Genomic DNA, 16,522 nt, shown 5'->3' with positions numbered 1-16,522 from the left:
TCCTTTCATCTTAAAATGAGCGACTGACTATTTTTTTCGTCTCTTTCGCCGCTTCTTACTAAACTTAATTCCTTGGGGAGCCCTCTTCTTTCGTAACAACTGACGATCTTTTTCAACCGGTACCTGTTGTTGAGAAGCTTGCTGACGTTTATGAAGTTGTTGACGTTCATATTCACCCCACGGGCTAAGGATTGACCGCATAAAGGTAGCAACCTCTGATTGGTGGGCATCCATCCACTTCTCCGTCTTTTTCACGTCATCGGTATCAACACCTTGACTCTGGATATACGAAAGCATCAATTGAGTGGTCCGTTGACGACGTTCCATCGAAGCTAACATGTTCTGTGATGTTTGCATATAGGCAATCGACTTTAAAGCAACCCGATACTGTTCCATATCAATTTGGTCAGTCCGCTTTAGGTAGTCAAACAATGCTTGGGCAGTTGGAACAATGTTTAAGATCTCTAGCTTAGTAATGTTAGGATCTAATGGCATCATCATCCCCAATACCAATTGCAAGTCATTGAAGCGCCATTGATTTAGGCCCTGGTGACATTCTTGGTACATTAATTGTAAGAATTCAACTACCAAGTACTGCTGATCAGCAATGCTAAGGTCTTTCCCCTTAAATTCTGGAGCAGTTGCAACTTCTTTTTTGATCCGAGAAATTTCCTGCTTCATTTTGCCGGCTGGGATCAACTTTGCTGGTGCGCTTGGTTGTTGTACTTCTTCACTAGTTGTCTTTTGCCCTTTCTGGGTTGCCGTCTTTGCAACAGTTTTCTTCGCTATTGAAGCTTTTTTCTCCGGCTGACCATTCATTTCAGCTAATGTTTGGTGTGCTTTTCGACACTTATTCATCATTGGTCGTTGATCATCAATGGCATTTTCAATTGCACCTAATTGCTTATTCCCCAAGAACTTTTGATAAGCCTTCAGCACTGGTGACACGGCAATTCCAAACGAATTAGTTAACGCTGGATCAGCAATAAATTGACCAACCATTACTTGTTGAACCGCTTGGGGTGTCCACGCGGTATCATCCAGTTGGTGCTCTTCGGTCATATACTTATTGAACCGGGTCAAAATATTTTGAGCATGTTTCTGCTGATTAGCAGATAACTGGTCATACGTGGACGAATTTAAGAACCCTTTAATATGTTCTTCCTGTTCGCTCATTTCCCAATTATTCCTCCATCAAAAATTGAATTATCTTCTCTATCATATCATAATTACAGATGAACAATTAATTAGGCCGCCAGCAAGACGACAAGGAGCGATTTTTAATGCAACGTAAAAAGATCCAAGAAGCAATGGCTCACGTATATTTTCAAAAAATGACACCAACCGGCTATCACGAAATTGAGCAGGAAATCGAAAAGCTGCAAGCACAGCGTCCCGCCAAGATTGCTCAATTAAAAGCCGCCCGAGCTCTTGGTGACTTATCAGAAAACACCGAGTATAGTACAGCTAAGCGTGAATTGCGTCATTTGGAAAGCCGGTTGCGCTACTTAAATAAGCAACTTCAATATGCGGAAATCATCAAACCTACTGACTCACAAACCATCGATCTTGGAACTACAGTCACCCTTCAATTTATAGACGATGATGAACGGGTCGACTATACGATTGTTGGTAAGCAAGAAGCTGATTTGCAAAAGCAAAAGATTTCATTTGACTCACCGCTTGGACAAGCACTACTGCATCAAAAAGTTGGGCAGACAGTTTCCGTTCAGGCACCACAGTCTACCTACCAGGTTAAAATTTTAGCCGTTCGATTAACCTCACCTGAGGAATCAGTTTAAACCAGTTTTGGAAAAAATATTTTGAAATTAACTCGGCCCCCTGCACTAACCTAATTAAGGCAAATATCGACTGATTAATCGGCTGTTTTTCTGCTTGTTTCGCTAGCGAAGAATGCTATACTAGATCTCGTTGCGTTCGCACGTTGTCCACAACATATTGTATTTTTTGTTTTTATTCATTTAACGTGGACACAATATATTGATATAGGAGACTTTGAGTAATGAAGAACTATTTACACTTTCTCGCTCACCAGCTTAAGGGTTGGCCTCAACAAAACTACTACCTGTTTTTCTTCAGCCTTGGCTGTCAGGTAATGACCTTGGTAAACGATAAAATTACCTGGATCACGGTAATTACCTTTATCGGAACAACACTGGGAGTTCTTTGTATCTTAGCAATTAATGCTGCTAAATCCGTTAACGGTTGGTTGGGAATCCTCTCTGCTATCTGTTTTATCATTGTTGGTTTCAGCGCCAAAAACTATCTCAGTATTGGTGAACAGCTTGCTTACGTTGTTACTCTAGATATTCCAGTCCTGCTTTCTGCTAATTGGAATATAAACATGGTCTCCAAAATCCGGAAATTCACCGGTAAAACTTGGGTCATTGCAATTCTTTCAACAATTGCTGTTTACCTTGTTTCTGGTTACCTGATCGGTGCTTTAACTAACGATCCACGGCCATGGATCGATGCTATTAGCTTCTCAATTAGTTTAACTGCTGGTGTTATCTGTTTCCTCCGGTACAACAACCAATACTTCTGGTGGTTGGCTTCCGGAATCTTCCAGATGGTTCTTTGGGGAATCACATTTGCCCAAGGTGATGCTTCATTAGCAATGGCCGTTAACAGTATGGTTTACATCATCAATGATGTCTTAGCCTTCACTATTTCACCATGGTACAACAAGCGTGAACGTGCCCGGCTTGAAAAAGAAGAAGCTAAGTACTCTGCTAACTTAAATACTCAAGCTTAACATAAACTTACTAGTCCCCAACTCAGGTCCTTGTGATTTGAGTTGGGGATTTTCTTAATGTATGATCTGATTAGTTATTTGACTTTTTTGGGGGTTCAAAAATGGCTAAAGTATTCGTTGTGGAAGACAATCCCACAATTCTCAAAACGATCAGAACTGAATTAGCAAAATGGAAACACACAATCATCACCGTTAAAAATTGGGATCACGTGGCGGACGAAGTGGAAGAAGCTGACCCTGACCTAATCTTATTTGATATTACCCTACCAACTTTTGACGGTTTTTATTGGATTAGTGCTGTGCGGCAAATTACAAAAGCACCGATTATTGTTATTTCAGCAGCGGATATTGATAGTAATATTATGCACGCAATCGCCTCTGGAGCTGACGATTACATCATGAAGCCCTTTTCTACTGCTGTCCTGCTAGCTAAAATCCAGGCGCTTCTCCGGAGAAGTCAGGAACCGGGCAATGTGGACAGCCTCAATTGGGACACGAATGATCTTAATTCACTCACTAATGAACTAACGACACCCAAGGGAACTGTTCAATTATCTCCCACTGAAAGCGCCCTTCTCAGCGTCCTTATTACCCACCTAAATCAAACGGTTACTAAGGAGCAACTTCTTGAATGGCTTTGGCAGGGTGGTAAATTCCTTAATGATAATACTTTAAACGTTAATATCAGTCGACTGCGGTCTAAACTAGCAACTGTCAATTTGAATGATAATCTGCGAACTGAACGTGGAATTGGCTATCGGTTGGTGACCCGTCATGCAAAATAAAAAATTCTGGTTCTACCAATTAAAGTCATTTTTACCACTTACCATTGTTTACCTTTTTCTTCTCGGGATTATTAAGCTCTTAACAATTTTGTACTACATCCCCCAAAGCTTTTTCTGGGACGTTATTCGCTTTAGCTTACCCTTCCTAGTAATCTGGTTCTTCATCAACAGCTACCAATCTGCTAAACGGCTAAAAGCAATCACTAAGGAACAGGACATCCTCGCAAACACTCCAATTGAAGCTCAACTTCTCCACACTAATAAGTTACAACGACGGAAAAGCGATCATTTAATCCGAAGCTTGCATAATCATCAACAAGAGCAGTTAGATCATGTTGAACTGTACTCTCACGAAATCAAAAATTCATTGACCAGTCTACAGGCAGCCGCGGAAAATAACGATATGGTCCCCAGCAAGGTAATTCGTCAAGCTATCCAGCAAGCAGACTACCATTTAGAAATGTTATTAAATGATGAACGGCTCGCAATGCCTAGCAATGATTTTAATTTTGAATGGATCAACCTTCAAGCATTCATCATGACGATCCTGAAGCAAAACTCTTCTGTTTTCATTAGTCGCCAGATCGTTCCCAAACTCCAGCACCTTAATGGAATCTCTGTCTTAACTGACAGAAAGTGGCTCCGCTTCTGTATCAACCAGCTTCTAGCAAACGCCATTAAATATTCGCCTAATGGAACAGCAATTTTCTTTAATTGGGTTGATAATAGCCTGCAAATTATTGATCAAGGGGTTGGAATCTCCAGCAGCGATCTCCCACGAATATATGACAACGGCTTTTCTGGAAAAAACGGTCACCAAACAACTAAATCAACGGGGATGGGCCTATATTTAGTTAAGAAGATCACCGTCCAACTAAATTTTGATCTAACAATCACGTCCAAAACCGGTCAGGGAACTTGTGCTACTCTCCATTTCCCAGGAAATAATGTCAAACACAAAGCCATTAAAAAGTAACAACACAGTCCGTAAACATTACAATTCTGTAAGGTTCTCCGCAATTCTGTAAGTACCAATTGCCGGAGAGCCTTTTTATAATAATGATAGAGTGTGAGCCGTGAAATAGAGCGTGAAGCCGTAAAAAGCTCCCGGATGATAACGATTTCTCTCGACGAAGGCGGCTACCACCTAGGAGAGAGGTCGTTATCTTGAGGGAGCTTAGGCTGAACGCGTTTCGACTCAGTTGCCTAGAACGTTAGCTCTAGCAAGTTCCTGGCAAACACGTTTTGACTATGTTGCATTAGAAACATTAAAGCGAAGCACATTTTAACTCAGTTACCCAATCCTCACAAACGCAACCATCAAAGAAAGGATCAATCATCATGAACCTCTTACACCTTAGCCACATTAAACGAACATATAATGCTAATTCAGCTCACCCAGTTCACGCACTCAAAGATATTAGCTTTGACGTTAACGCTGGTGAATACATCGCAATCATGGGTGAATCTGGCGCTGGGAAAAGCACCTTGTTGAATATTATCGCAACCTTAGAAAAGGCTAGTGCTGGTGAAATTCTATTAAACGGGCAAGATTTAAGCGAACTGACTACTGACGAGGCAGCTAAGTACCGTCGCGAACACCTTGGTTTTATTTTCCAGCACTTTAATCTCCTGGATAGTCTTTCCAACCGAGATAACATATACCTCCCATTGGTTCTAGCCCAGGTTTCCGTAGCAGAAATGACTAAACGGGTTAAGCCGCTTGCTAAAGCATTAGGAATTAACCAAATCATTGATCGCTTTCCAACAGAAACATCTGGTGGTCAACAACAACGGGTAGCAATTGCTCGGGCATTAATTGCTCAACCCGATCTCCTGTTAGCTGACGAACCAACCGGTGCCCTTGATTCAAATACCAGTAACGAAATTCTTGATCTCTTTGATACCGTTAACGGTAATGGACAAACAATCATCATGGTTACCCATAGTGCTGCCGCTGCTAGTCATGCTAAGCGAACTCTTTTTATTAAAGACGGCAGAATTTACCATGAATTATTCCGTGGCGATGACTCGCTTAAGGAATACCAAGAGCAGATTAGTAATACAATGATGACCCTTACGAACGGTGGTGAATAAGGATGCTGTACTTTAAATTAATCAATTCTAGTTTTAAGCGAAACATGCGAAGTTATGGTCCCTACCTAATGGCGACCACTATGCTTGTCACTATTAACTACATTTTTCTCGCAATTGAAGCTAACTCAAGCTTAAAGAAACTTAATACTGGGGCTGTTACTTCAGCAATGTTGGATCTTGGTTTCAAGTTCATTTTCCTCGTTACCTTAGCATTCCTAATCTATGTCAATCGCTTTCTTTGGCAGCAACGGAGCCGGGAGATCGGACTTTATAGCATGTTAGGAATGACCAGTCATAATCTTCAACTCCTGACAATTATCGAGAAGTGCTATTTAATGGTTATTAGCCTCGTTGCCGGATTAGTCTTTGGGATCATTTTTGAAAAATTAGCCTTCCTTGGCTTTGGCTATCTTTTAAATATTGGGCACATCTCTCAACCTTGGTTCGTTTCATCAGCAATTACCAAAACAATTATTTTAACCGGATGCCTCTTCGCGATCATTATGATGATTGATCTAGTCAAACTCCACCGGTTAACTCCAAACCAACTCTGGCATCCCGAAGCAGTAACACCAAAACGTCATGGCATTTTATATTCAATCGCCGGGCTCTTAGGCTTTGCTCTTTTAATCTGGGCATACTACATTACCCTCACAATTAAGCCCAAGATTTCTGCTATCTCACATTTCCTTTTAGCAGTAATTCTGTTAGTAATCGGTACCTACCTAGTGTTTATCATCGGGAGCATCATTCTCTTAAAATTACTCCAGAAAAACAGCCACTTCTACTACAAGCCTCGCCATTTCATTGCTGTTTCTGGAATGATCCAGCGAATGCAGCAAAACGGTGCTAGTCTTGCCACTATTTGTTTGCTTTGTAGTTCAATCCTTGTAATTCTCTTCACTTCAATTACCCTTTACGTTGGGATTAGTAGTACGGTTAAATCCTACGCCCCAGAAGACGTTGTAATTACAAGCAATCAAGGATTAACAAAAGAGCAGAAAAGAATAATCAACACCACTGCTCGTCAACACCACGCTAAAATTAATCATTACCTAACTTACAAAATGACAACTCCGCAATATGGTTACTGGCGGGATAACAAATTCATTAGTCAGGGCAGCATTCAAAAAATGGACAATAAAACCAGCAGTTCGGTAATTTTATTAACAACCAAAGAATATAACCGCATCACTGATCAGCATGTCCATCTCGCAGGTAATGAAGCCTTGACCTATACCAATAATAAAGGGCACGCTGGGGCACTGATCGTTAATGATCAAAAGTATCATGCAAGAAAGCTTCAGCGCTTCTCAGGATACTTCAATCCCGATCATAGTATTTATACCCCGACCTTTATTATCGCTAATAAGCTTCCGAAGTCTTTACCATTAACCAGCGTAACCACTTTTAATTACCAATTACCAGGAAGCCAAAAGCAACGAATTAAATTCGAAAACGCCTTACAAGCAAAGCTTAGGATTAATAATCTTTCATTTACCGGTAAGGCAACGATTACGTCTTTGGTTAACTGCCTCTACGGTGGACTAGTTTTCGTTGGAATCCTCATCAGCCTGGCACTAGCAATCACAACAACAATCGTCATTTACTTCAAGCAAATTTCTGAAGGGTATGCTGACCGGAAACGATTTAAGACAATGCAACAGGTTGGGCTTAGTGAAAAGGAAACCGTTAAAAGTATTCACAGTCAGGTCTTGATGGTCTTCCTTCTTCCCGTAGTTGGTGCAATCGTTAACCTTTGCTTTGCCATTCCGGCAATTCGGCAAATCATGATCCAACTTAACTTCTATAACCTTCCGCTAATGATCACTGTGGGAATAATTGTAGCAATCAGTCTCCTTATCCTTTACCTTATTCTCTATGGATTGACTACCCGCACATATCGTCAAATCGTTGACAGTCAAATTGAGGAAAATTAATCCCAAAAAAGCTCTTAGTATTGCCAGATTCAGCATACTAAGAGTTTTTAGTTTGTTCACCTATTGATTAATGAACCCCCCCATATAGAATTAAGGTGAATTCAACTTATTGGGGAGATGATTCAATGCTAACCGTGAAGAATCTTAATATTTTCTATGGTCGTAAGCAGATAATCGAGAATGCTTCATTTAGTATCAAGCCGGGTGAAATCGTGGGATTAATCGGACCAAACGGCGCAGGTAAAACAACCATTATGAAAACTCTTCTGGGTCTAACAAAATTCACTGGATCGATTTCTTTTAACAATCAGCCCATTACTGCCAATAATCACAAGGCGCTGCAAAATGTTGGTGCCTTAATCGAGAACCCTGCAATTTACCCATTTTTAAGCGGAAAGGATAATCTCTCCCTCTATTCAACTGATAAGGACGAGGTCGCAGAGTTAATTACTAAGCTACAAATGAATTCTTACATTCAGCGCCAAGCTAAAAGCTATTCAATTGGGATGAAACAAAAATTAGGGATCGCATTAGCCCTGCTTAACCATCCCCAGTTTGTGATCTTAGATGAACCAATGAATGGTTTAGACATCGAAACCACTATTCTTATTAGAAAAATAATTCACGAGTATGCACACAAGGGAACCGCATTTCTTATTTCAAGCCATGTTTTAAGCGAACTGCAAAAGGTAATGACTTCCGTAATCATTTTAAACCAGGGACATATCATTATGGATGTTCCAGTTTCCCAATTCCAAGAAAGAGACAGTCAGCAATATCGCTTGGTGACCACTGACAATCAAACCGCCATTAAGTTATTAACTGCTAATTCCATTACCGTGATTCCTACCTCTGCTGGACTAATTGTTAATAAGGACGCGCTCTCTCAAATCCAGCAAATACTATTCGAAAACCAGATCTGGTTACGGGAGCTTGTTCCTAACGTCCCATCTTTCGAAAAGAAAATCATTACTGTCCTTAAAGAAAGGCGGGAGAATTCAAATGGGAAATAGTTTGTCACGAGAAATTTATAAATTCACTCACCAGCGAACTCCTCTTTATGGCTTTCTTGTTATGATTGCCCTAATGCTTTACAGCAGTATTCCTTCATACAAGGTTAACCCTTTCTTAATCACTCAAGGATTTGGGGCTATTCAATGGTGCACAATCATCATGGTCGCTGTTAGTGCCGACTTTATTTCAATGGAATATCGTAATAATACAATGGTCACGCTTCTTTTTAGAAGCAACCATCCGTTTACCATTTACCTTGCTAAATTGATTACTCTAGTAGCTTATGGGATTACTCTGTTGTTGGCTGGTTTTGTCTGCTCACTGATTTTGATGCTGTTTCTAGGAAATAACTATTCGTGGTCTGATAGTTTTCATGGTTATCCCCTGATCGTCGCGTTAGGATATAACTTTCTAGGCGCCTTTATCTACCTAATGTTTACCATTTCGCTCTCACTACTTTTGGTTATCCTGTTAAAGTCAAATTCAATTGTCATCATTATCGGTCTCGCAGTCGATTTTTTGGGAGCTAACTTTTCTGGGCTATTAATGAATATCCTTCCGAAACAATTATGGGCGTGGAACCCACTCAATATGATTAACATCATTGTTCAACTATCTAATCAAAGTACAATTAAAATTACCCATCTCAGTAATTTTGAATTACTTCTCGGTAATGGTTGCTATACCCTACTATTCATTATTTTGGGATTGTGGGCCTTTAAAAACTACCAAAAATAGGGAGGGACAAGTATGTATCCCGAATTACACCGTGAACTTTATAAACTCAGTCACCGCAAACTCACTTGGTGGATGCCCGTGATAATGATCGGTTTAATGATTATTATGGGATTGGCAATGGGAAGAGATTATTCCAATCTGCTCGTGATGACCTGCTACAATTCCAGCGACATTATTATGCTAATTCTTGTCATCCTTGGATCAACTATTTTTTCAACAGAATTTCAAAACAATACGATCCTTGCACTGATTTATCATTCATCGAGCAAGCTAGCGACCTTTATGGCAAAGTACATTGCACTATTTATCTATAACGTAGCTCTTCACCTTTTAGCAATTATCTTTACCGTTCTTTTAAATATTATTCCGCTTCTCAATGCACCAGTATCGTGGACAAGTATTTATAAATACCATCAGCCACTAGTAGTAAATATGCTGGCGACGACTGGTATTGACATCATAACTTCAACGTTAATTATCAGCTTACTGTGTCTCTTCTCTTGTCTGATCAACTCCGATGCAATTGTTATTGCGATTAACGCGATTATCATTTTTATGGGGAGGGGCTTTTCTGCAAGTTTACTAAACGCTAACTTGGGAATCGATCAAATTCTCAAGTGGAATCCCCTTAACATGACTAATCTCACAACTCAATATTATAACTACGCATCCTATCACCCCACTTCCATGCTTTCTAACAGCCAACTCTTCTGGGGAACTTGTTGCTATATCGTTTTGATTTCAGGACTAGGATACTTAGCGTTTAGAAGAAAACGATTTTAAAAAATAAACTTCAAGAGCTTCGCAATTAAGTTCTTGAAGTTTATTTTTACTATTCTTCTTTGATTTCTCTTTGGTAAGCTGCATAGGTGGTTGGATCAAAACAAACCATTTCAACTTCAGCAACAACCTGACTTGTTTTAAGAAAGTCACGGATTGTTGTGATGGCAATATGGGCAGCCCGAGCTAAAGGAAAGGCATACACTCCAGTACTAATCGAGGGAAATGCTACCGTATGACAATCATTTTCTTCAGCAAGCTGCAAACTGTTTCGGTATGAATTAGCTAATAATTTATCTTCACCATTATTGCCACCATGCCAAATTGGTCCTGGAGTATGGATAACATACTTTGCTGGTAGACGAAAGCCATGTGTAATCCGCGCCTCACCGGTTGGACAGCCATGAAATTGTAAGCAAGCGGCATACAGTCCTGGTCCAGCAGCCCGATGGATTGCCCCATCAACCCCACCGCCACCAAGTAATGTCGTATTAGCAGCGTTGACAATCGCATCCACGTGGACCTGAGTGATATCTCCTTGGATTGCTTTAAGTTGGTGCATTGTTCTCCCTCCTGTCCTGATATTTTTTATTATAGAACTTAAGAGGAACTAAATCCCCTCTTTCAAAGATTTAATTCCTCTGTCGATTCCTATTGTTCAATTTTGGATTTAAATTGCGGATATAGCCAAATTGTAGCGGTAACGCAAAAGCCGAATAAAATATATCCCGTAATTCTTCCAGAAACATATCCTAAATAGTTATGGATATCTCCTGGCATTACTGAAAGTGACGAAGCCGTTAGCTCAAATTGCATCACAGCCAAGACAAGCCAACAAATATAGAATCCGTACTTCATCTTCAACCTTTTCCAGTCAATATACTTTAGAAGAACAACCGTGTTGAAAATTAGCGCTAATACTAATACCCACGTAAACTTTCGCAGAGTTAAGTTACCCATTATCACAGGCTTTGCTAATAAAATTACTGACATAATAACGTTAATAATGTAACTAAAGATAAAAGTCTGGCGTTCTTTTTTATTTATTTCATGTTCTTGTTTATAGTTATCAATCATTTTATGATCCTCCCGTAATAAATCATCTAAACTTACACGATAGAGGTCACTAACTTGAACCAGCATAAAAACATCAGGATAACTTCGACTATTTTCCCAACTGGAAATTGTTTTTCGTGAAACATTTAGTCTTTCAGCAACCTCTTGCTGCGTCCAGTTATTCTTCTGTCGATAAGATTTCATTTTTTGAGCAAAATTCATCTATAATTAACCTCCACCGATATCAAATTAATTTCCCGGGAAATAATTCTTGATACCAAGATAACCAAAAGTGCGTTAAATGTCACGCTAAGGATCATGGCAACAAAAAAGTTCCGCTTGTCTACTCATACAAGACAAGTAGAACTTTTTATGAACTTACTTTAGAAGTGTAGCATTGCTAACACGACCGCAATAAGTCCTACTGCAGCATAGCTAAAACGTGATCAGCCTAACCTTCCTAGAGCTAACAGTTCTAATGCAACATTACCAAGGACTGTTAGCCGTGACCGCAATCTCCGTCTAACTATCCCGTCCTTGATTGTAAACAATCATCGTCCGGGATTCCTTAGTACTCGATTGCTAGTTCGTTGCGGCTCACACACTCTTCTCTTTACCATATATTCACCCGATCTTCGGGAGCTTTGAACATGGGGTCGTTAGGTTGGATGTTGAAAGCGGAGTAGAAGTCATCGAGGCTTTCGGCTTGAACATTAGCCCGGAGCTTTTGTGGAGCGTGAACGTCAATGGAAAGCAATAGTTGTTCATACTGCTTAGTGGCTTTCATTCGCCAAATTGTTGCCCAGTTAATAAAGAACTTCTTGGCGTCAAAGTCATCTTCTTGCTTGGCGGCTTCTAAGGCACAGCTCAATCCACCAGCATCAGCAATGTTTTCGGAAACGGTCAACTTCCCATTAACTTTTTGACCGGCAAATTCAATTCCATCAAATTCTTTGATCATCTTTTGTGCTAACTGCTTGAAATGGGCAGAATCTTCTTCTGTCCACCAGTTATTGAGGTTCCCTAATTCATCAAAGAGGGCCCCGTTATTATCAAAGGCGTGAGAAATTTCGTGAGCAATTACCGCGCCAATTCCACCATAATTCTCACTACTACTTTGCTTTAGTGAATAGAATGGTGCCTGCAAGATTGCGGCCGGGAAGACGATAATATTCTTAAACGGGTGATAATATGCGTTTACGGTTGCCGCACTCATTTCCCAACGCATCCGGTCAACCGGCTTATTCCACCGACTAAACATCTCGCGATTTGCGACAATGTTGGCTTGATTGAGGTTTGCAATTAATGACTCACCTTCATCAATTTTAATTTGATCATAAAGGGCTGGAATCTTATCCGGGTACCCGACCTGAATGCCTAATTTATCTAACTTCAAGATCGCCTTATCACGGGTAGCCTTACTTAACCAGTCATTGTTAGCTAGTCGGTCCTTGTATACCTTGATCATCTGCTCAACCATATGGTGAACGTCTTCCTTGGCTTGGGGACCAAAGTACTTTTTCCCGTAATAGTCACCCATTACTTGGCTAAAGACATCCCGTGCCAAGTAATAAGCAAATTTCCGCTGATTGATTGGCTTTTTACTACCAGAAAGCGCCCGACTATACCGGCCGTTAATTTCACGCATCTCATCATCAAGGTAGCTTGCATTCGCCCGAATAACATTAATTAGTGCCCAGCTCTTAAATAATTCAAAGTGATCTTTCAAAATCCCGTCTAAGGCCTTAAAATATTCCGGCTCAGTAACAATTACCTTTTCAGGGGTTGTTCCTACTAACCGCTTAATCACATCAGACAAATCAAGTTGATCCGTTGAACTAGCTAGTTCATCCACAGTTTGTGGGTTGTACATTTTACTGTAGTCAGCTGCTTCTTCCGCACTTTTGACATTCGGTGCAAGAAGGGCATCAAACTTTTTGGCGTTTTCAATATGCTTTGCGGCTTCATCTTTATCGTAGCCAAGCTTATCCATTAATGCAGTAACCATTGAGGACCACAATTCTAGAAGCTGATCGTGTTGTTCCTTCTTCCCTTCCTCATAGTAACTCTTATCTGGAAGAATTAGGGATGGTGCCGCAGCAAAGAGCGCATAAACAGTTGCATTCTTCATATCAGCATCAATATCAAAGGCAACTGGCGATGGCATCCCCACCATAATCCAGTTCCACCATTGCCCCTGGTACTCATCATATGACTTTAATTCTTCAACACCGGTCAACATCCGCTTTAGTGGTCGTGGGCCAACCTTTTTCCGGAAGTCAAACTTCTTCGCAATTCGGTACAACTTTACCATTTCATTAAACCGTGGATCGTCACTCTTCTCCTTGCCTTGCGCGTAAGCATCGAGATCATCCATCAGTTGCTTATCAATTTCATCTACCAAATCGTTAAAACCACCAGTAGCCGGTTTATCATCAGGAATTTTAGCAGTCTTTAGCCATTCTCCATTAACCGCATCGTACAGGTCTTTTTTGATTTCTTGTTCGTTCACTGTCACGCTCTTCATCCTCCTTATTAATCATAATTTCATTATACTATTTTTAATTGGGTACTAACCATTAAACGGTTTCAAGAGTTCGTGTCGTGCAGCAGCACTGAACCATTGAGAATGCTGGTTTAATAACTGCCCAACCGCTTGATAATCATCAAGATTAACATTGCCAACTATCAGGTGGTGTTGTTGTAGTTGACGAGCTAACATTACATCTGCCCCAGTAACCCGGTCCCGAAAAAGCATCTGGTTACCTAAATTCCAATCAACATTGAGGAGTTTTAATGCACGTTGATACTCTTTTGAATGAGTTAAAATTTGTTTCATTACTGTTGGTTTTAATAATTCGGTCATTCTGTTCCCTTCTTTAGACTAAAAATACGACCAACCGGATGGTGAATAGATAAATCTGTTGTCGCTCCTGTTAACAACCAATCAACATGTCGGAAATTATACGTATTAACACTCTCCTCACCCCAGCCATCAGTCATAATTAAAACTAATGAATTAGTAGGATTTACATTTTGCGCGTGGAGAAAGTCAAAAATACACTGGAAACTTGTTCCGCCCCCGCCAATTCGTTGAAACTTAACCCGTCTTCCATTCGCAATTTTCTGTCGCTGTTCAGAATGAACTCGGGCATCAAACGGATAAATTTCTAATGGTAATTGATCGCTATTAGCCAAAAAACTAATTTGACTTAATACTTTTACTAGCTCTTCATCGGTTACTGAACCTGAGTTATCAACAAAAACCAGGATTCGGGGCACAAGACGACTCACTGTTCCCGGAAGTTCCATCCGCCAAGGTTGTCGACGATTAAATCGGTAGGCAACTTCTTCTCTTCCCGCAGCAATCGTTCCCAATTGCCGGCTAACTAATCGTTGCCAGTTAAATTGTGATTTTGATTTAAGTTCAGTCAAGGTTTCCATGACATCCCCCGGAAGTAATCCCCGATCCTTTTTTGGAGTATTTTGCCACGCTTGCCGGAGAATTTTCTTTAATTGAGCTAACCGCAGCTGTTGGTTGCCAGGATTAAGCTGACTACTACCTAGTTGCCATCCCTGATGTGTCTCTTGATAAGTCTTCATCAACTTATCATTTGCAGCTTGTTGAATTTCCCGTTCACCAAGTTTCCGTAACTTTCTTTTATCCTTCTCTGGTAAACTTTGCAAAAGACGAAGATAAACACTCGAATCTTGGTACGGCGAGATTTGCCGATGTAAGCATCGTTGTAGTTGGGCTAAAGTCATTGTTTCCCGTGGAACTTCTGGAAGATACTGGTTAACTGCAATATCAGTTGCTAGTTGCACTAACTCGGGAGTCGGCGAATTTGCGTAACGGAGGGGATGCTGCCATAAGAGATGAAGTGCTTCATGCTCTAGCAAGATCACTACTTCGTCACTTCGTAAATCTGCTAATTTATCTGAAGCAACCCTTAATTCAACCTGATCCTTCCGCCAAAACAAGCCAACAACTGCTTTCGGGTTCTGGTAGGAAACAATCCGCCGTGGAACTTGAAGAAGGACTTCCCCGAGGACCCGTTGACTTTGTAAAATCTGAATAATGGCCTGAGTTAGAACTCGTTGAGCAAGTTCGCTATCTTGAGGATTATGCCGTAATTGTTCCAGCATTTTTACTAACTGGTTCATTTACCCTTATCTCCATAGGTTGCGATTTGTGCCCCGATTTCATACAACTCAGCAACTGCTCCCGCTGGATTTCCCTTTGCAGTAGCGTACATCTTATTTAGAAGTTCGTCATTTTCACCAACTTGTTGAACTAGTGCATACTGCCCGTCTGGACTAATATCCGCTAAATATGCACTAAAGTTTGCTGCTCCACTATTTTGAGCCAAGGTTTCCGGATATTTTTCAACCCATTCACGTAAAAGAGCTAATTTATCAGCTTCTTCTAGTTGTTGAAAATCTACTTCTAATTCAATTTTCCTTATCATATCGGTTACTTGTAACCGTACCCCATGCGCTTGCACAAACTCGGCAAATGAAACTCCTATTTCTGTACCTAGATCACCACTAAAGAGATCAGGCGCTAGCTGTGTTTGAAGCTCATTCGGAAGTTTTTGTAACTGATCAAGGTTTCTCGAAACCCGTTCCCATGCCCGTGGTGTTGGCGTTAAATCTGAGCCAAACTGGTGAGGCTGAACTAGCCGACTAGGATACCGAGTTAAATACTCAATCACCAACGGGTTAATTTGTGACCGGCCACCTTGTTTTAACGGCTTTTTTGCCCATTCCAACCATTCGTTAGTCGAACTAGTCATTACAAGCCGAACTGTCCGGTCCTTAATCGCCGCATCTCCAGTTGAAACTGCATACTCACTATTTTCAAAGCCTTCCATAGTATTGTCTGGATTCTCAGCAATTACGATCTTAACCGTTTCTGGCAGGTGAAGGCTATTAATTTGTCGTTGTAAAACCAGGTTCATCAATTCACTTTGAACAGCTTGCGGTCCTCGATTAAACTCATCAAGAAACCAAATAATTGCTTGGTTGGGATTCTCTTCAGCGTATCGAATAATCGATACCAGTGTTTCAGAATACCCAAATTGAACATTCGCTAACCGGCCATGATTTTTTGTCTCAACAAATGAATCACTAGTTAATGGGGGAACTGGAATTGCGAGGTCACCTTTTTCGCTTAAACTAACCACCGTCGTGAACAACTTTGCATCCATCTTTTCGGCAACCTCTTCAACTAAGGCAGTTTTTCCTAATCCAGCCTCACCAACAATGCTCGGAACATTACCGGCACGTAAAACTAATGGGACCGTAATCAAAAGCTGTTGGTACGTTAAGGCCAA

16 protein-coding genes are annotated in these 16,522 nt (G+C 40.7%); 9 read left to right on the top strand and 7 right to left on the bottom strand.

All coding sequences use genetic code 11. The features are described 5' to 3' along the window. Positions 1-27: 27 nt before the first annotated feature. Positions 28-1,176, bottom strand: a complete 1,149-nt coding sequence (locus tag NFR46_RS00165; RefSeq protein ID WP_251573801.1) for a hypothetical protein — start codon at positions 1,174-1,176, stop codon at positions 28-30. A 107-nt stretch (positions 1,177-1,283) separates the two neighbouring features. Between NFR46_RS00165 and greA the strand changes: the two genes are divergently transcribed. The 9 genes from greA to NFR46_RS00120 all read left to right on the top strand — a co-directional run bounded on the left by greA (position 1,284) and on the right by NFR46_RS00120 (position 10,133). After that, positions 1,284-1,802: a transcription elongation factor GreA gene (gene greA / locus NFR46_RS00160; protein ID WP_191912814.1), complete on the top strand. Its 519-nt coding sequence runs from the start codon at positions 1,284-1,286 to the stop codon at positions 1,800-1,802. 221 nt (positions 1,803-2,023) lie between these two features. Continuing rightward, a complete protein-coding gene (pnuC, locus tag NFR46_RS00155; RefSeq protein ID WP_251573799.1) occupies positions 2,024-2,776 on the top strand; it encodes a nicotinamide riboside transporter PnuC in 753 nt (250 codons plus the stop codon). Positions 2,777-2,877: 101 nt separating this feature from the next. After that, on the top strand, positions 2,878-3,561 hold the full coding sequence (locus tag NFR46_RS00150) for a response regulator transcription factor (protein WP_251573797.1): 684 nt from the start codon (positions 2,878-2,880) through the stop codon (positions 3,559-3,561). Beyond that, complete coding sequence (locus NFR46_RS00145; RefSeq protein WP_251573796.1) at positions 3,551-4,537, top strand: sensor histidine kinase; 987 nt, start codon at positions 3,551-3,553, stop codon at positions 4,535-4,537. The genes NFR46_RS00150 and NFR46_RS00145 overlap by 11 nt, the downstream gene beginning before the upstream one ends. Before the next feature lie 365 nt (positions 4,538-4,902). Then, a complete protein-coding gene (locus NFR46_RS00140) occupies positions 4,903-5,658 on the top strand; it encodes an ABC transporter ATP-binding protein (RefSeq protein ID WP_251573794.1) in 756 nt (251 codons plus the stop codon). A gap of 2 nt (positions 5,659-5,660) precedes the next feature. Then, on the top strand, positions 5,661-7,598 hold the full coding sequence (locus NFR46_RS00135) for an FtsX-like permease family protein (protein WP_251573792.1): 1,938 nt from the start codon (positions 5,661-5,663) through the stop codon (positions 7,596-7,598). 125 nt (positions 7,599-7,723) lie between these two features. Further along, a complete protein-coding gene (locus tag NFR46_RS00130; protein ID WP_191912818.1) occupies positions 7,724-8,611 on the top strand; it encodes an ABC transporter ATP-binding protein in 888 nt (295 codons plus the stop codon). Then, positions 8,601-9,350, top strand: a complete 750-nt coding sequence (locus tag NFR46_RS00125) for an ABC transporter permease (RefSeq protein ID WP_251573790.1) — start codon at positions 8,601-8,603, stop codon at positions 9,348-9,350. Before NFR46_RS00130 ends, NFR46_RS00125 begins: the two co-directional genes overlap by 11 nt. A 12-nt stretch (positions 9,351-9,362) precedes the next feature. Further along, the gene (locus tag NFR46_RS00120; RefSeq protein ID WP_102167928.1) at positions 9,363-10,133 is read left to right on the top strand and encodes an ABC transporter permease; all 771 of its coding nucleotides are present in this window, start codon (positions 9,363-9,365) and stop codon (positions 10,131-10,133) included. 49 nt (positions 10,134-10,182) lie between these two features. Here NFR46_RS00120 and NFR46_RS00115 read toward each other — a convergent pair whose 3' ends face one another. The 6 genes from NFR46_RS00115 to NFR46_RS00090 all read right to left on the bottom strand — a co-directional run bounded on the left by NFR46_RS00115 (position 10,183) and on the right by NFR46_RS00090 (position 16,522). Continuing rightward, positions 10,183-10,692: an O-acetyl-ADP-ribose deacetylase gene (locus NFR46_RS00115; RefSeq protein WP_102167929.1), complete on the bottom strand. Its 510-nt coding sequence runs from the start codon at positions 10,690-10,692 to the stop codon at positions 10,183-10,185. A gap of 89 nt (positions 10,693-10,781) precedes the next feature. Further along, the gene (locus NFR46_RS00110; protein WP_251573789.1) at positions 10,782-11,408 is read right to left on the bottom strand and encodes a helix-turn-helix domain-containing protein; all 627 of its coding nucleotides are present in this window, start codon (positions 11,406-11,408) and stop codon (positions 10,782-10,784) included. Positions 11,409-11,799: 391 nt separating this feature from the next. After that, positions 11,800-13,713, bottom strand: coding sequence for a M13 family metallopeptidase (locus NFR46_RS00105; protein ID WP_420908559.1), 1,914 nt, complete (start codon positions 13,711-13,713; stop codon positions 11,800-11,802). 45 nt (positions 13,714-13,758) lie between these two features. Then, entirely contained in the window at positions 13,759-14,052 is a 294-nt protein-coding gene (locus tag NFR46_RS00100) for a hypothetical protein (protein WP_251573785.1), read from the bottom strand. Continuing rightward, positions 14,049-15,350 carry a vWA domain-containing protein gene (locus NFR46_RS00095; RefSeq protein WP_251573783.1) on the bottom strand — a complete coding sequence of 434 codons (1,302 nt, stop codon included), beginning with the start codon at positions 15,348-15,350 and terminating at the stop codon, positions 14,049-14,051. The genes NFR46_RS00100 and NFR46_RS00095 overlap by 4 nt, the downstream gene beginning before the upstream one ends. Beyond that, complete coding sequence (locus NFR46_RS00090) at positions 15,347-16,522, bottom strand: ATP-binding protein (RefSeq protein WP_251573780.1); 1,176 nt, start codon at positions 16,520-16,522, stop codon at positions 15,347-15,349. The genes NFR46_RS00095 and NFR46_RS00090 overlap by 4 nt, the downstream gene beginning before the upstream one ends.

Origin of the sequence: Limosilactobacillus agrestimuris (genome assembly GCF_943193105.1) — a bacterium.
In the GTDB taxonomy this organism is placed as follows: domain Bacteria; phylum Bacillota; class Bacilli; order Lactobacillales; family Lactobacillaceae; genus Limosilactobacillus; species Limosilactobacillus agrestimuris.
Note: the sequence above shows the minus strand (reverse complement) of the source record. Positions and strands in the feature narration are given on the sequence as shown.

What these genes read in the sequence shown, in the direction of transcription:
- NFR46_RS00165 (WP_251573801.1), bottom strand. Translation starts at nt 1,176, where the DNA reads ATGAGCGAACAGGAAGAACATATTAAAGGGTTCTTAAATTCGTCCACG.
- greA (WP_191912814.1), top strand. Translation starts at nt 1,284, where the DNA reads ATGCAACGTAAAAAGATCCAAGAAGCAATGGCTCACGTATATTTTCAA.
- pnuC (WP_251573799.1), top strand. Translation starts at nt 2,024, where the DNA reads ATGAAGAACTATTTACACTTTCTCGCTCACCAGCTTAAGGGTTGGCCT.
- NFR46_RS00150 (WP_251573797.1), top strand. Translation starts at nt 2,878, where the DNA reads ATGGCTAAAGTATTCGTTGTGGAAGACAATCCCACAATTCTCAAAACG.
- NFR46_RS00145 (WP_251573796.1), top strand. Translation starts at nt 3,551, where the DNA reads ATGCAAAATAAAAAATTCTGGTTCTACCAATTAAAGTCATTTTTACCA.
- NFR46_RS00140 (WP_251573794.1), top strand. Translation starts at nt 4,903, where the DNA reads ATGAACCTCTTACACCTTAGCCACATTAAACGAACATATAATGCTAAT.
- NFR46_RS00135 (WP_251573792.1), top strand. Translation starts at nt 5,661, where the DNA reads ATGCTGTACTTTAAATTAATCAATTCTAGTTTTAAGCGAAACATGCGA.
- NFR46_RS00130 (WP_191912818.1), top strand. Translation starts at nt 7,724, where the DNA reads ATGCTAACCGTGAAGAATCTTAATATTTTCTATGGTCGTAAGCAGATA.
- NFR46_RS00125 (WP_251573790.1), top strand. Translation starts at nt 8,601, where the DNA reads ATGGGAAATAGTTTGTCACGAGAAATTTATAAATTCACTCACCAGCGA.
- NFR46_RS00120 (WP_102167928.1), top strand. Translation starts at nt 9,363, where the DNA reads ATGTATCCCGAATTACACCGTGAACTTTATAAACTCAGTCACCGCAAA.
- NFR46_RS00115 (WP_102167929.1), bottom strand. Translation starts at nt 10,692, where the DNA reads ATGCACCAACTTAAAGCAATCCAAGGAGATATCACTCAGGTCCACGTG.
- NFR46_RS00110 (WP_251573789.1), bottom strand. Translation starts at nt 11,408, where the DNA reads ATGAATTTTGCTCAAAAAATGAAATCTTATCGACAGAAGAATAACTGG.
- NFR46_RS00105 (WP_420908559.1), bottom strand. Translation starts at nt 13,713, where the DNA reads ATGAAGAGCGTGACAGTGAACGAACAAGAAATCAAAAAAGACCTGTAC.
- NFR46_RS00100 (WP_251573785.1), bottom strand. Translation starts at nt 14,052, where the DNA reads ATGACCGAATTATTAAAACCAACAGTAATGAAACAAATTTTAACTCAT.
- NFR46_RS00095 (WP_251573783.1), bottom strand. Translation starts at nt 15,350, where the DNA reads ATGAACCAGTTAGTAAAAATGCTGGAACAATTACGGCATAATCCTCAA.